At 36.3% G+C, this 15,083-nt stretch carries 15 protein-coding genes; 8 read left to right on the top strand and 7 right to left on the bottom strand.

Features of this window, described 5'->3' with window-relative positions; all coding sequences use genetic code 11:
- Nucleotides 1-205: hypothetical protein (locus FFX44_RS08850; RefSeq protein ID WP_289980076.1), on the top strand; the 205-nt coding region annotated here is incomplete at its 5' end.
- Nucleotides 206-483: 278 nt separating this feature from the next.
- Here the strand turns inward: FFX44_RS08850 and FFX44_RS08845 are convergent.
- Complete coding sequence (locus FFX44_RS08845; protein ID WP_289980075.1) at nucleotides 484-1,803, bottom strand: LysM peptidoglycan-binding domain-containing protein; 1,320 nt, start codon at nucleotides 1,801-1,803, stop codon at nucleotides 484-486.
- Nucleotides 1,804-2,337: 534 nt separating this feature from the next.
- Here FFX44_RS08845 and serC point away from each other — a divergent pair.
- From serC to FFX44_RS08830, 3 genes are all read left to right on the top strand, one after another.
- The gene (gene serC, locus FFX44_RS08840; protein WP_289980073.1) at nucleotides 2,338-3,429 is read left to right on the top strand and encodes a 3-phosphoserine/phosphohydroxythreonine transaminase; all 1,092 of its coding nucleotides are present in this window, start codon (nucleotides 2,338-2,340) and stop codon (nucleotides 3,427-3,429) included.
- A gap of 1 nt (nucleotide 3,430) precedes the next feature.
- Complete coding sequence (locus FFX44_RS08835) at nucleotides 3,431-4,606, top strand: phosphoglycerate dehydrogenase (RefSeq protein ID WP_289980072.1); 1,176 nt, start codon at nucleotides 3,431-3,433, stop codon at nucleotides 4,604-4,606.
- A gap of 259 nt (nucleotides 4,607-4,865) precedes the next feature.
- The gene (locus FFX44_RS08830) at nucleotides 4,866-5,315 is read left to right on the top strand and encodes an NUDIX domain-containing protein (RefSeq protein ID WP_289980089.1); all 450 of its coding nucleotides are present in this window, start codon (nucleotides 4,866-4,868) and stop codon (nucleotides 5,313-5,315) included.
- Between the two features lie 337 nt (nucleotides 5,316-5,652).
- On the opposite strand, the gene FFX44_RS08825 is transcribed toward FFX44_RS08830, so the two are convergent.
- The 4 genes from FFX44_RS08825 to FFX44_RS08810 form a co-directional block, all read right to left on the bottom strand.
- Entirely contained in the window at nucleotides 5,653-6,465 is an 813-nt protein-coding gene (locus FFX44_RS08825; RefSeq protein WP_289980069.1) for a metal ABC transporter permease, read from the bottom strand.
- Entirely contained in the window at nucleotides 6,465-7,121 is a 657-nt protein-coding gene (locus tag FFX44_RS08820) for an ATP-binding cassette domain-containing protein (RefSeq protein ID WP_289980066.1), read from the bottom strand. Before FFX44_RS08820 ends, FFX44_RS08825 begins: the two co-directional genes overlap by 1 nt.
- Before the next feature lie 6 nt (nucleotides 7,122-7,127).
- The gene (locus tag FFX44_RS08815) at nucleotides 7,128-8,000 is read right to left on the bottom strand and encodes a metal ABC transporter solute-binding protein (RefSeq protein ID WP_289980064.1); all 873 of its coding nucleotides are present in this window, start codon (nucleotides 7,998-8,000) and stop codon (nucleotides 7,128-7,130) included.
- Nucleotides 8,001-8,182: 182 nt separating this feature from the next.
- Nucleotides 8,183-8,839 carry an HD domain-containing protein gene (locus FFX44_RS08810; protein ID WP_289980062.1) on the bottom strand — a complete coding sequence of 219 codons (657 nt, stop codon included), beginning with the start codon at nucleotides 8,837-8,839 and terminating at the stop codon, nucleotides 8,183-8,185.
- A gap of 376 nt (nucleotides 8,840-9,215) precedes the next feature.
- On the opposite strand from FFX44_RS08810, the gene FFX44_RS08805 reads away from it, so the two are divergent.
- Entirely contained in the window at nucleotides 9,216-10,316 is a 1,101-nt protein-coding gene (locus FFX44_RS08805) for a glycosyltransferase (protein WP_289980087.1), read from the top strand.
- Nucleotides 10,317-10,436: 120 nt separating this feature from the next.
- Here FFX44_RS08805 and FFX44_RS08800 read toward each other — a convergent pair whose 3' ends face one another.
- Together FFX44_RS08800 and rihA are read right to left on the bottom strand one after the other, a co-directional pair.
- Nucleotides 10,437-10,964, bottom strand: coding sequence for a GNAT family N-acetyltransferase (locus FFX44_RS08800; protein WP_289980060.1), 528 nt, complete (start codon nucleotides 10,962-10,964; stop codon nucleotides 10,437-10,439).
- A gap of 16 nt (nucleotides 10,965-10,980) precedes the next feature.
- Nucleotides 10,981-11,910 (bottom strand): pyrimidine-specific ribonucleoside hydrolase RihA, encoded by a 930-nt coding sequence (rihA, locus tag FFX44_RS08795; protein ID WP_289980058.1) that lies wholly within the window; start codon nucleotides 11,908-11,910, stop codon nucleotides 10,981-10,983.
- Nucleotides 11,911-12,128: 218 nt separating this feature from the next.
- Between rihA and FFX44_RS08790 the strand changes: the two genes are divergently transcribed.
- The 3 genes from FFX44_RS08790 (at nucleotide 12,129) to FFX44_RS08780 (ending at nucleotide 15,071) form a co-directional block, all read left to right on the top strand.
- On the top strand, nucleotides 12,129-12,626 hold the full coding sequence (locus tag FFX44_RS08790; RefSeq protein ID WP_289980057.1) for a DUF1440 domain-containing protein: 498 nt from the start codon (nucleotides 12,129-12,131) through the stop codon (nucleotides 12,624-12,626).
- A gap of 94 nt (nucleotides 12,627-12,720) precedes the next feature.
- The gene (locus FFX44_RS08785; protein WP_289980055.1) at nucleotides 12,721-14,046 is read left to right on the top strand and encodes an MFS transporter; all 1,326 of its coding nucleotides are present in this window, start codon (nucleotides 12,721-12,723) and stop codon (nucleotides 14,044-14,046) included.
- 179 nt (nucleotides 14,047-14,225) lie between these two features.
- Nucleotides 14,226-15,071 carry an SDR family oxidoreductase gene (locus FFX44_RS08780; protein WP_289980054.1) on the top strand — a complete coding sequence of 282 codons (846 nt, stop codon included), beginning with the start codon at nucleotides 14,226-14,228 and terminating at the stop codon, nucleotides 15,069-15,071.
- Nucleotides 15,072-15,083: the final 12 nt, after the last annotated feature.

Here is a 15,083-nt window from a genome sequence, read left to right as displayed (position 1 = left end):
TTCTGTTAGAGGTCTTGAAAAGGTAAAAAGAGAAGCTGGAATTGCCTTGATGGCAATGAATATTAGAAAATTGGTAGCGAAGGGCACCAATCATAACTGTTTTATAAACCCAAAGAAGAGATTAGTGAAAATCAAGGAACGATTTTCACTAATCTCTTCTATTTTGAAGGACTTATGGCACAGACCCTATATTTATTGCGAATAAATGTGCTCCATAAGTCAAACTCGTCATCTACCTTCAAATTTTCCCTCCCTATATCACAGTTCTTTTTTAGTTTCTAATCTTAAAAAAAGAGGCTATACAGCTAATTAATAATGAATTAAGCTCTTCTCTATTGAAAAGAGGCTCAAGGCCTTAAAATACATTCTAAAACAGTTTCTATTAACAATCTCGATTGAAGTTTTTCCGAATTCCAAAAAAGCAATGCATAAAAAAAGCTACGGTACTGATAATATCAGTCATCGTAGCTTAGTAACTGTTAATTAGTTCATGTGAATTGCGAAAGATGGTTGGAAGTATTGGAAACTCTTAATACTTACATTTTGACCAGATGATGGAGCAGCAACATAGCTTGTACCACCAATATAGATACCTACATGCCATGATGAACCTTGAGAACCCCAGAATAATAAGTCTCCGGCTTTAGCTTGACTAACTGCAACGGCTGTACCGATTGTTGATTGTGCTTCTGAAGTACGAGGTAATGATACACCAAAATGTGCATATACATACTGAACGAATCCAGAGCAGTCAAAACCACTTAATGATGTTCCACCATAGACGTAAGGAATGTTTTGACTAGCTAAGTAAGTTGCGTATGAAACAACTGATGACGTAGATACTGACGATGTTGTAGCTGTACTGCTAGAAGCTGCAGTTGTAGCAGTGGAACTAGCAACAGAAGAACTGGTAGTCTTTTTAGCGGCACTAGTTGTTGTAGCAGCAGCTGAACTTGAGCTAGCAACAGAAGCGACGGAAGAACTAGCAGTACTTGTAGTTGTTGCTGTTGAACTAGAACTGGCAGCCACAGAAGAACTAGCAGCACTTGTAGTTGAAGCAGCAGCTGAGCTAGCTGTACTGCTTGCTGCTGTTGTTTCTGTTGTTGATGGTGTCTTTGTAGGATCATTAATCGTCAAAGTTTGACCTGGTAAAATAGCTGATTCTAATGTATTCGATGAGCGCAAAGAAGCTACGGTAACACCATAAGCTTGAGCGATAGTATAAAGAGAGTCACCAGACTTAACAGTATATGTAACATGGTTTGCTGAGACAGTAACAGAAGGTGTAGCAGTTGTTGCACTTTCTGTAGTTGTCGTAGTTGTAGAACTTTCTGTTGTTGATGTACTTTGATTATCTGAAGATGTAGAACTAGTATCTGCAGAACCATTAATTTTCAAAGTTTGACCTGGTTTAATTAGCGTTTCTGTTGATGATAGTCCATTTAAAGAACGTAAACTATCAACTGTTGTATTATATTTTTGAGCGATGGCCCACAATGAATCTCCGTCTGTAACTGAAACAGTGGAAGTAGTAGCTGATGTAGAGTTTGAGTCTGAAGTGCTATCACTATCAGGAATAGTTAATGTCTGACTAGTAATGATCAAATGACTATTCTGATTAATATTATTTAAAGTTTCAATTGACTTAATGGAAACACCATATTTTTGTGAGAGGTCCCAAACAGTGTCGTTCTTATTTACCTTAACAGTTGTTGTTGAAGCACTTGCGTTTGTTGTAGAAGCAAGAAATAAACTCGCCGCACCAATAGTGCTTGCTAATAATGTTTTCGTTGTACGTTTCAAATTAATTCACTCCTACGTTATTTATTTTTTTTAATCAATAACTTGATTGTAGTCTATCTTTATTGCATAACAGTACAAAAAATATTACATTTTAAGCTCTTGTGTAACAAAATGCAAACAATAACCGAAAGAATAGTGTTTTTGAGCGAAAATTATTTTTTTTGAAAAATTTTTCTAGTTTAAAGTGCTATTACAGTAGGATTTGCAATAATTTATAAGAACTTTTTTTCTTAAGAATATTACAAAAACATTACACCCGCCTTAAGAAGACTTTTTTAATACAACTGTTGATAGCTATTACTTTTTCTTAAATATGGGAATGAAGTTCGTTTTAGATTATTACAAGTATGTTAAATTTAAAAATTTTAATTGAAATATAATTTTATTGATTTGGAAAAGAGATTAGTGTATCAAAAATAACTGTAGTGGGTAAATTGATTATTTGTGACTAATACCATTGACATCTAGCCTAATTTTGTCTATATTCGAATATTAGAGCATACTTTAAAATTAATTAGAAAGAAGTGAAGGAATATGGCGATTGTTTACAACTTTTCTGCTGGACCTGCTGTTATGCCGAAAGAAGTTTTAGAACAGGTCCAAAGGGAATTACTTTCGTATAAAAATAGTGGTATGAGTGTTATGGAGATTAGTCATCGTTCCTCACTTTTTGCTGATATCCAAAAGGATGCTGAAAAAAATCTACGTATGCTAATGAATGTTCCAGATGAATATGATGTATTGTTTTTGCAGGGTGGAGCAACGCTGCAATTTACAATGGCACCATTGAACTTAGCTATTAATAAAAAGAAAATAGGCTTTGTTGATACTGGTCACTGGTCACAAAGGGCTATTGAAGAGGCACAAGTGCTTGATGGCATAAGTGTTAATAAGGTTGCTAGTGGGGCAGATTCAAAGTACACAAAACTGCCGAAGATAGTGGGCCCTTTACAAGAAGATGTAGATTATGTCCATATCACTCTGAATAATACAATTGAAGGAACTGCATTTCGCACAATTCCTTACGAAAAAAAACAACTTGTAATAGGGGATATGTCTTCAAATATCCTAGGGCAGAGATATGATGTGAGAGACTTTGGAATGATTTATGCAGGTGCGCAAAAGAACATTGGGCCTGCTGGATTGACTGTGGTAATTATTCGGCATGATTTAGTGGAAAAAGCACCCGAACTCCCTTCAATGTTAAGTTATAAGAAGTTGGTTGCCAAGCATTCAACATTAAATACACCGCCTGTTTTTGCAATTTATTGTGCCGGACTGGTCTTTAAATGGCTCCTTGCACAAGGAGGAGTTGATGAAATGGAAAAGCGAAATCGGCAAAAAGCACAGCTGCTTTATGATTTTCTTGATTCGTCAAAACTGTTTAAATCACCAGTGGATGTTGAAAGTCGTTCGCTAACTAATGTGCCTTTTATAACGGGTAATGCAGAATTAGATAATCAATTTATCACATTAGCAACTGCAAATAATTTAGTTGGTTTAAGAGGGCACCGTTTAGTGGGTGGGATGCGTGCTAGTTTATATAATGCATTCCCAATAGAGGGTGTAAAAAAATTAATCACTATTATGGAAAAATTTGAATTAGAACATAAGGAAGTGGACTAAAATGTTGGATATTAAGACCTACAATATGATCGCTCCAGAAGGACTCGCAGAACTTCCTGCTGATATGTATACAGTCAATAAGACTGATAAGCCCAATGCGTTGCTGATTAGAAGCCAGGACATGCACAAAACGAGATTTGGTACCAGTGTGCTTGCAATTGCAAGGGCGGGAGCAGGTGTTAATAATATTCCGCTTGCTGAAGCTGATTCAAACGGAACAGTTGTTTTTAATACACCTGGTTCAAATGCTAACGCGGTTAAGGAACTAATTGTAGCAATGCTGATTCTAGCAACACGACCAGTTTTTTCTTCGGTTCAATGGGCTAGAAAATTGAATGGAGCAGATGTCAGTCTGCAAACAGAAAAAGGGAAGAATCACTTTGCAGGAACTGAGTTGCAAGGTAAGACAATTGGGATAATCGGGCTTGGGTCAGTTGGTTCCAGAGTAGCACGAGCAACGGCGGACTTGGGGATGCGAGTAATTGGCTATGATCCATATATTAGTGTGGAGCATGCTTGGCGCCTATCAAATGATATTCCGCGTGCAAAAAATCTGAGTGAACTACTGCAACAAAGCGATTATGTTACTATTCATATTCCATACACAGAAGATAACAAGGATCTAATCACTGCAAAAGAATTATCAGAGTTGAAAGAGGGAGCAATTCTTTTAAATTATTCACGCTGGGGAATTGTTAATGAAGGAGCAGTCATAGATGCTTTAGATAGCCATAAAGTTGCACAGTATATCACAGACTTCAGTTCAGAGAAGGTTATTAATCACGATAATACTATGGTTACTCCGCATATTGGTGGGACAACGCTTGAAGCTGAGATAAATGGAGCAATAATGGCAGCACAAACTCTAAGAAAGTATTTAGAGACGGGTAACATTATTAATTCTGTGAACTTTCCAGCGGTCGAGATGCCTTTTGATTCTAGTTTCCGCATTACTCTGATTCATCAAAATGTTCCGAACATGGTCGGGAGAATTACAACGATTCTTGCTAGATATGACATTAATATTGATAACATGATTAATCGCAGTCGTGAACAGATTGCTTATACAATGATTGATACGGATAATATTTCTGAGAAAACTTTCACTGAATTGAAGAATGAATTAAATAAGATCCCAGAGGTAATTAGGGTAAGAGAGATAAGGAAGAATGAATAGCTTAGAACTTGTATAATTTTATTACATTAGGAAACAGAGTTTAGGTTATATATCACAACTACATAGGGGAAAGTGTGACATAAATCGGTAAAATTTGAGTATTAGCTTGAAATTAGGGGCTTGACTAAATGTAGGAGAGGGACTAGATCAAAATTAACTTTTGACCCAGTTCCTTATTTGATTATATATAGAAGTTACGTATTTTTTGTAGTACTGTAATTATTATAGAACTCTAAAAATCTATATTTGGAAAGGATATATTATGGGATATATTGAAGATATTAGGGGTCAGGTTGGTAATATGCCGATTATTTTGAATGCTTCTGCAGGAGTAATTACTAATAAACGAAAAGAACTGCTATTACAAAAACGTGTTGATACTTCTAATTGGAGTTTGCCAGGAGGGTACCTTGAATATGGAGAATCCTATTTAGATGCATTGTACAGGGAAGTAACAGAAGACTGTGGTTTCAAAGCTGAAGATGTAAAAGCGCTAGGAAATTTTATGGATTTTGTTTTATATCCAAATGGTGATAAGGCACAGGTTTTTTGTAATCTATATCTGATTAACTCCTTTTCCGGGAACAGGATTACCACTCCTACGAAAGAAACGATAACTACAGCATATTTTGCTTTTAACAATTTGCCTCCGTTGTTTAACGGACAGAATAGAAAAATGATTAATTTTGCTAGTACCTTATTTGAGTGAATCTTTTTGAAAGCGATTACGATATGTTCGTGATACTTTTTGTCCAAGGCAGAGTCTGTAATGAGTTAAAACATGTAAATAATAATAGTAGTAGTAAAATGTCCTCTAAATGTTGGGCATAATGAAAGGGCAGGTTCAAAAGTTAACTTTTGAACCTGCCTCTATTTGTTCCATATAAACGTGTGCCATAAGTCAGAATTCTCCGTCTAACTTCGAATTACTCGCTCGCTATGTTCGTAATTTCTAGTTGGTACTCAAATTTTCCCGACTTATGGCACACACTCTTTTGTGGAACTCTTCATTTTGAGAACTTTTGCCCTAACCTTGACAGATATTCTTAATTTTTGAGTAATGATTTGCTGATTTGTAATTGATGATATATCAAGGCAGAACAATAGATAAGCGCCTCAATCATTGTAATAAAAAATGTGACTGGCCAATTTGTTACATATGAGAGATAAAGACCAATCCAGATTCCACCAAGTGAAAAAATAGTTGATAGAAAAATCATCTTCCAGAGTGACGGTGTGTAGTATTTCGCCGAAGATGCAGGAATCGTCAATAAAACAAATATTAACAAAGAACCGATAATCTGTGAAGTTACACTGATTGTAAGGGCTAATAGGCCTAAGAAAATGATAGAAGTCAGTAAATTAAGATGCTGGTTGTACTGAGAACCGGTCACATCAAAAGAGTTATAAGCCAACTGTCTGAATAATAACGTAATGACTATCAAAATAAAAACACTCAATATTATTAGTGAGTAGAGATTTCCGATATTTATTCCAACAATACTGCCGAATAAAATATTAGTTGCATAGCTGGACTGCTTACTGGACAAAGAAAGAAATAGAATCCCTAATCCAATAAAAAGCCCAGAGAAGAGACTAATTGACGATTCACGTCTACTAAGTCGATCGCCCGAAATTCCAATAAACAAAGCACTAGCCATTGTGAAGATAATCATACCTAATAACGGACTGATACCTAAAAATATTCCAAAAGCTGCTCCTGAAAATCCGATTTCAGAGAGAGTATGTGTGAAAAAAGAAGTTTGGCGTGCAACGACGAAAGTCCCCATTACCCCACAGATTAAGGAGATAAAAATACCTGCAATAAAAGCATAGCGCATAAAATCAAATTGCAGCATTATTCTCTACGCTCCTTTCTGATAAGTTCTGCTTGCAGATGCGACAAGTGAAGTACATAATCTGCATATTTTTCTATTAATTCAGGATCATGTGTGATGAATAAGACCGTAATGTCCTGTTCTACTAATAGAGAACGAATTAAAACAAGCAGTTCATTCTTTGTGCTTGTGTCAAGACTGGCAGTTGACTCATCCAATATTAATAAGTTAGGCTCAGCACATAAAGCTTGTGCTAAAAATGCACGCTGTTTTTCTCCACCTGAGGCTGCTCCCAGCGGATGATTCTCAATTGTAGCAAGATTTGTTTTTTCAATAATATCTTGCAACAGCTTTTTCTCAGATTTAGTGTGCCACAACAGGTTAGATTGGCGAAGGCCGAGTCCAACAAAATCATGGATACTTAATGGAAATTCATCATCAATATTGCGTAATTGAGGCACATATTGCGTTTTGGAGCGAGTGGTATTAATATTGATTCGTCTATCTTTCGTCTTGAAACTTTGCAGAATATGCTTCACTAAAGTTGTTTTACCAACTCCATTTTCACCAGTCATGCAGGTTAACTTATTGGAGGGAATGGTAAAATTTAGATTTTTAAATAATTGCTTCCCGGGAACCTGGATATCCAGATTCTTAACTTCTATCATTGAATTCATACTAGATTAACTCTCGCTTTTTTGAATATTTAGAACCTGCTGGTACTCGCCTTTCATCCAATTAAAGTAGTCTTTGTGTTTTGGAAGAGTCTCTGTAACACTAACTACTGGGACGTTATATTGCTTGCACAATGCTACTAGGTTCTTTACAACCTTATCACTTGCTTGTGTATTTTGAACAAAGAATGCAATTTTATGATTTTTAATATCATTTTGCATATCCTTAATATCACTAGGAGAAGGATCCGTTCCCTTCTCGACAGAGTTAGAAAAATGTACATTATTAACCTTATAACCCATATCTTGTAATGCATAATCAAAGACTGGTTCACTAACATCAACTAGCTTGTTATTGCTGTTCTTTTTGATCTGATTAATCATTGTATCTAACTTAGAAAGACTATTTGCATATTTTTTTGCGTTCTTTAAATATTCTTCCTTGTGTTTAGAATCAATCTTACCAAAACGTTTAGCTAGATATTTGGCAACAGCAGGCATTGTTTTACTATTGTACCAAAGATGTTCGTTATCACCATCTTTTTTATTCATAATATCTTCACCAACTGCAATCTTCTTTGCACCAGATAATTTCTTTGCCCAAGAATCATAACCAATCCCATTATAGAGCAGTATGTCACTATTAGCGACAGTTTTTGCAGTTTTAGTAGTTGGTTCAAAGTCATGTGGGTCAATGCTTGGATTATTAATAATGGATGTAACCGAGCCATGACTGCCAAGAACTGCCTTTGCAACTTCCCCATAAAAGTCAGTTGTAGCAACAACCGAAATTCCCTTTGCTTTTTTTTGAGTATTTGCCGAACATCCGGCAAGAATTAAAATTAAAGATAAAAGCAAGAAAAGATAGTTCTTTTTCTTCATAATGATATCCTCCAATATAGTATGTAACTTTTAATAGTAATAATTACAATTTAGAATAGTATCTAATTAAGGCTCGACTGTCAAGGACATTTGATATGATAATAGTAATTATTACTGTTATTAAAAAACAAAAAAGCCAATATACTAAGGGAAATAACTTCTGAATTACTATTTAAATTTTATTATAGTTTTCCATTCCATTCGCCTAAGAATTCTTCCAGAAAGTTCAACATGAATGTTTGTCTGCCCGCAGCAATTTTCCTTGCAGTATTGGTATTCATCATTGCTTTTAAATTAAGAAGCTTTTCATAAAAGTGATTGATGATGGTTTCTCTTGAAAGATTACGATATTCTGTTTTATCCATTGATGTTCGCGGTTTAACTGTGGGATCGTATATTACTTGTGAATTTTTTCCTCCATAGTAGATAGCGCGCAGTGTACCAATGGCACCAATTGCATCTAATCGATCTGCGTCTTGGACTATTTTTCCAGAAATAGATAATATAGGTGGATTCTGACCTAAAGATTTACTAAATGAAAGATTTTTTGTAATATCCAGTATCTCAGTAATTTCATCGTCTGAAAAATCACTTTCTTTTAAAAAAGCAATCGTTTTAACATTCTGTGCAGCGGGATCCTTTACTAATTTGTCATCTGCCACATCGTGAAGATAAGCAGCAGAAATTGCTATTAAAGGATTACCGGGTTCACTTTTAAGTATTTTTTTGGTCAGATTAACTACACGCAGAATATGGTCAAATCCATGACCAGTTGTATCAGAACCCATTTGTTTTAGAGAGAAATTATGTACTTTTGCAATTTTGCTAGATAAATTCATAATCAAATTGCCTCCTTTGCAATCTCAGTAATAATTATAGCAAATAATACTGAGAGTATCGAATGTATAAAAGATACTTTCAACATAAATATGATTTAAAAAAATTAGCAGATATTCATCTTTGGGAAATATAAAAAAGGTAAAAGATGTCTAGAAAACAGCAAAAACTATGCGGTGGAGAATATAGTATAAGACATTTTACTTTTTTTTAATTTTTTTACATGGTAGAATTCCTAACAAGGAGCTATCGCCCGAATCTAAACCGAATGTCCGATCCGAGTTTTTTGGTAACTTCTAAATGTGGGAAAGGTGTGACTGTTATAACGCAAAGTATAGAAGGGAGGTAGCTGTTTTCAATGTGGGAACAGCGAATTTTATGAAAGTATTAATAGCATTAGAGAATGTTGTGATGGATGGTGTCAAGCGCGCATCAACGGTTTTGGGCAACACCCTGAGTGAAGAAATGGACGTTGCATTTTACTCGCTAAGTGAGGGCGAGCCATATTATGAGCTGAAGGCACCCATGATAATAGCTAAGCGCCCTGTATCAAGTAATATTTTGAATTTTTTTGGAGAGAATCCATATGATGAATATGCTGAACAGATTGCTGATTTATGTGAGTATCTGGATGAAGAAAATTACGGATGTGTAATTTTACCTGCAGGGTTGCTGACAAGTTTTGCACCTTTCATTAAAGAAAACGTCCCGAATGTGAATGTAATTGCATGGATGCATAATAATTTCAATACCTATGTGACACAATATTATGCAGGGATGTTGAATGAATTCAAACAAGGATTAGAGGCGGCAGATACAGTGGTTGTGCTGACCGACTCAGATTATGAGAATTATTGCCAGTTTAATCAGCAAACCGTTAAAATTTATAATCCACTAACTTTAATTCCAGATAAGAAGGCTGATTTGAATAGTCATATCATTGCATTCACAGGAAGAATCGCAATTCAGCATAAGGGAATTGATTTATTGTTGGAAACTGCAAAGTCGCTCCAAGATGACTGGAAGATTGCAATTGCAGGTAAAGGAACGCCTGAAGACATGGTAATCTTTGCGGAATTGGTTGAAAAATTTGATGTTGCTGATAAAATCATTTATCGCGGCGCGCTTAAAGATCATGAACTGCAAAAACATTATGAAGAGGCTTCAATCTTTGTTTCGACCTCGAGATGGGAAGGAATGCCATTGGTGATGGGTGAAGCAATGGGATTTGGGTTACCAATTGTGGCAATGGAGAATACAGGTTCAGCAGAATATCTGCGTGAGAATCGTTATGGTATTATGACCAAGCCGCAAGATGTGGCTGATATGGTTCGTGTCTTAGATAAGATGACAACCAGCCGCTTCTTGAGACGCTACTATTCTGAGCGATCGCTTGAGCGGATTAAACACTTTGCACCAAAGGCAGTAGCAGATCGTTGGATACCTGTAATTGCAGAAACAAAGAGGGAACTAGTATAAAATATTTAAAACTGAAAAGAGAATAATAGAGTGAAAACGAATGCGTTTAATAACTTAAGTCAATAAAAAAGTTGAGACTAGAAAAATTAGTCCCAGCTTTTTTTGTAGTTCAAAAAGTAATTAGTTCACAAAAAGTTGATAGGCGTTACGACAATCATCTGAGTTGTTGCTCATATAAACAATACCAGAATAAGTAAATCCCATTTTTTTGATTAGGTATTGCATTCGCGTATTTTTTTCGTGAGTGTCAATTCTAATCTGTTTAAAACCAAGTGAATATGAGATTGAGAATAAGTGATTCATGAATGTTTCTGCCAGATGCTTCCCATGAAAATGTGAAGAAACAGCGATCCGATGGATAGTGGCATAGTGTGTATCTTCTGGTCTAATCCACTCACCATCAGTAATTTTTTGATAATTGTCATCAGGCTCTTGCAAGAGGGCAGCAAAGCCAGCGACTTCTTGTCCTACTACCAGTACATAGCTTATTTTTTTAGCAATATCAGCTAGTAATGTTTCTTTGCTTGGATAACCGTTTTGCCACTGTGGTATACCTTCAAAAGCAAGCAGCTGTTGTGCCTCTTTCACAATGATAAGCATTTTGGGGATATCATTTTGGGTTGCTAAACGAATATAAGTTAATGCCAAGTTCTCACTTCCTTTTTTAGAATGAAGCAATTGCATCTGTAAGTAATTGAATGAATTTCTGGCGTTGAACAGTGGTTAATACATGGACATTCTTGGGGAGATTTAATAGATTAAAACGATCAACAACAGTTTCACCGCGTGTCAATGTGCCAGCCACTTCAACATCAACATGATAATCAGCTCCCTCAAAGTATTCGGGATGCTGGAGCCAAGCAATTGTACAAGGATCATGTAGAGGAATTCCTTTGAACCCCCACTTGTCTTGTCCGTAATAAATACCATAAAAGTCCAATTGACCTGCTGTACTGTGTGCAACTTCATTATCAATTTTGCGAATGTTTTCAATTTCTTCTTGGTAGATTTGTGCTTGATGAGTTAGATTCAGCCCTGCCATAATCAACGGCAGTCCTGAATTTATAACGATTTTTGCAGATTCAGGATCGACCGCAATATTGAATTCTGAGCTGGGAGTATAATTTCCTGTATCCATTGCTCCCCCCATAAACACAATCTGAGCAATTTTTGTTTTTAATTGGGGATAAATTTGTAAAAAGAGTGCAATATTAGTCATTGGGCCAGTTACAACTAGGGTAACTGGTTCTGCAGCGGAACTAAGTGTTTCTGCAATTAATTGGACGGCAGGGATCTTTGCAGGCATAAAATCAGGATCTGGCAGCACTGCACCATCAAGTCCAGTCTCACCATGGACATTTTCTGCAACTATCAAGTCTTGCATCAGCGGTTTTTTATTACCTCCAGCAACTGGGATATTTCTTTGCTTTAATAAAGTTAACATGCGCATTGCATTATTAAGTGTTTTATCAGGAGTTTGGTTTCCGGCTGATGTTGTTACCGCTAAAATATCTAGGTCAGGGGCCGCGACTGCCATAACAAGTGCCAAAGCATCGTCGTGTCCTGGATCACAATCGATTATAATCTTCTTCATTAAAAATTCCTCCTCCAAAACAACTATGTAAGGTGTATTGTATACAATTATCTCTTGAAATAACACCTTTTTTTAAAATTACTAAAAAGTAAAGTGGTACTGATTTCTATGATAGCTTAACAGCGAGTGCAATTAAAGATTATATAAAAACTAAATGTTAGCGCAATTCTAATAAATAGGCTAAACTTATCTAAAGATTTGAAAGGAGACTAACTCAAATGGAAAAGAAAAATTTTGACTTAAAAGATGCGCTTGTAATTGGCGGGGTAGCAGGAATTGTTTCAGGATTTGTTAAGTTAGGCTGGGAGAATTTGTTGCCTCCCAGAACACCAGAAAGAGATGCAACAAATCCACCTCAGACTTTTATGCAGCAATTGGGAATCCCCGAGTCGCTCACACATGCTACATATACTTACTCAGAGCATGAGTTGCCATGGGCAAGCTTCATCATTCATTTTGGCTTTTCAGCAACGTTTGGAATGATCTACAGTGTTGCGGGTCATTATGTGCCAGTAATTAAGGCAGGCCAGGGGACCTTGTTTGGTGTAGGTGTTTGGGCAGCAACTCATGTTGGGCTAATGCCAGCTATGGGGACAGTTCCTGCAGCAAAAGATCAGCCGATAGAGGAACATGTGTCTGAACTATTGGGTCATATGGCATGGATGTGGGTTAATCATGTAGTAATTGAAGAATTAAGTAATCAGGAACAAAAATAAGAGTGGGGCATTCACCTAGGGTTAGAGCATAGAGCAGAACAATTATTGTTTGCAGTTCTATTTGATAGTTCTATAAAGAGGGGGAATTCTAGTAGTGGAAAAAAATAAATGGCAAACAAAATGGCCTGAAAGAATTAGTTATGGCCTGAGTGACGCCGCTGATAATCTTGTTTTTCAGGTAATGACAACATATCTTCTTTATTTTTATACAGATGTCTATGGGCTGAATTCAGGAGCAGTAGCAATTTTATTTGTGGTTGCGCGCATTGCTGATGTAATCGGAAGTGTCGTTGTGGGTATTATGATTGACAATACACATTCAAAATTTGGAAAAAGCAGACCTTTCTTTTTGTGGTATGCGGTACCATATGTTGCATTTGCAATTTTGACCTTTGCAACGCCCAATTTTTCTGAGCAAGGTAAATTGATTTGGGCATATGTAACCTATCTTGGATTAGGCTTTTTCTACACAACAGTCAATTCGCCAATCACATCTGTACTGCCGGCAATGACACAAAATTCGCGTGAAATAACTTTGTTAGGAGTTGTTCGTCAATTTGGGGGGAGTGCAGGACAGATTATTGTTTCTGTGTTCACAATACCTCTAGTGGCACTTTTTGGGAGTGGCAATGAACGAGTAGGGTTTTTATGGACAATTATTTTATTTGGAATCATCTCATTGATTCTGATTTTGAATACCTTTTTTCAAATTCGTGAACGTTTCACAGTCAGGGAGATTGCGCATCAGCCATTATCAAAAGTATTTGGGATGTTAAAGAAGAATACTCCCTGGCTCGTCTTGTCCGTAGTTATCTTGCTGTTTTGGTTAGTTACAGGTATTAAAAATCAAACGACAATTTATTATTTCAAATATGTATGGAACAATGCTGACTTAGTTCCATGGGCAAGTAGCTTTACTTTTTCATCCTTGATTGGTGTAATGTTGATCATCAGATTGACAGTTAAACATGATAAGAAAAAAGTAATGACCTTGGGAATGATTACTGCATTAATTGGGCAATTTATTTTAGCTGGCGGTGTATATTTCAGCAATTTGATCATTATTTTTGGTGGTATCTTTATTAATTCTGTCGGTAACGGAATTATCGTTGGATTGGTCTCAATTATGATTGCCGATACAATTCGTTATGGCACAGTGTTGGGAATACAAGCAGAAGGGATACTTTCTTCTACGAATATACTAGGTGTTAACCTAGGGCTAGGTTTGAGTGGCTTAATTACTGCTGGGTTATTTGATTTTGCAGGATATGTGCCAAATGCTAAGCAAAATTTAACAACCTTGAAGATGATCAATATGAACTATGTTTGGATACCTCTTATTATCTATGTATTGATGATTATCATCCTGCATTTTTATAATGAGAGTAAATTACAGAAAGCAATTAACTCTGATGATTAGGGATATTTAAAGCGAAGGTGTTACATTTTTTGTGATTTGAACAAAATTTGTGACACTTTTTTATTGGGAAAAATTTTGTTTGGCTAAATATGCAGGCTAGATAGTTGCTGATATTTTTCTTCTGTGTTAATTTATAACTAGTAAGTTGTGATTTTAAAAAATACAGGGGGCAATCTAATATGAAATACGGAGTTACAGCAGCAACAGGCAAGTTTGGCAAAAAAGCGGTCGAATATCTGACTGAATTGGTTGATAAGGAGGATATTGTAGCATTTGCTCGTAACGTAAAGAAAGCTGAAAAATCTTTGCCTGCAGGAATTGAAATTCGGCAGGCAGACTATACTGATGAAAAAGGGCTTGAGAAAGCATTTACTGGAATTGGGCGCTTGCTCTTCATTTCATCAATTCCAGGTGGAAGCTACCCACGTGATAAGCAGCATCTGAATGTTGTGCAGGCAGCACAAAATGCAGGAGTAAACTTTGTTGCTTATACTAGTTTTCCACATGCAGATCAGGCCAAGAGCCCTTTGGCAGCAGATCATAAAATTACTGAAAAAGCATTGACTGATAGTGGACTAAGACATGCATTTTTGAGAAATAACTGGTATCTGGAGAATCAGATTGATCTTATAAAGGGAGCCTTTGCAGGTCATCCATTTCAATATTCAGCGGGTGAAGGACGTGTTGGATGGGCACTTGAAAGGGAGTATGCAGAAGCTGCAGCAAAGGTTTTAGTGACAGAAATTCCAAAGACAGTCTATGAATTTGCTGGCAATTCGCTTTCATTTGCTGACCTTGCTAAAACGATTGCCGCTGTTTCTAAAAGACAGTTTAAAATCGAATCTTTGTCTGATGATGAATATCGTGGTGAGTTAAACAAGGCGGGATTAAGGGATGCGGCCGATATCCTTTTAATGATTCAAAACTTAATTAAAGATGGTGAGCTTACAGAAAATGATCGAGATTTGGCGGATGTTCTAGGCAGAGAGCCCACATCTTTGAAGGATGCTTTATTAGAGATATAATATCCTAGCACG

The organism is Lactobacillus sp. UCMA15818, assembly GCF_030400225.1.
Lineage (GTDB): Bacteria > Bacillota > Bacilli > Lactobacillales > Lactobacillaceae > Liquorilactobacillus.
Note: the sequence above shows the minus strand (reverse complement) of the source record. Positions and strands in the feature narration are given on the sequence as shown.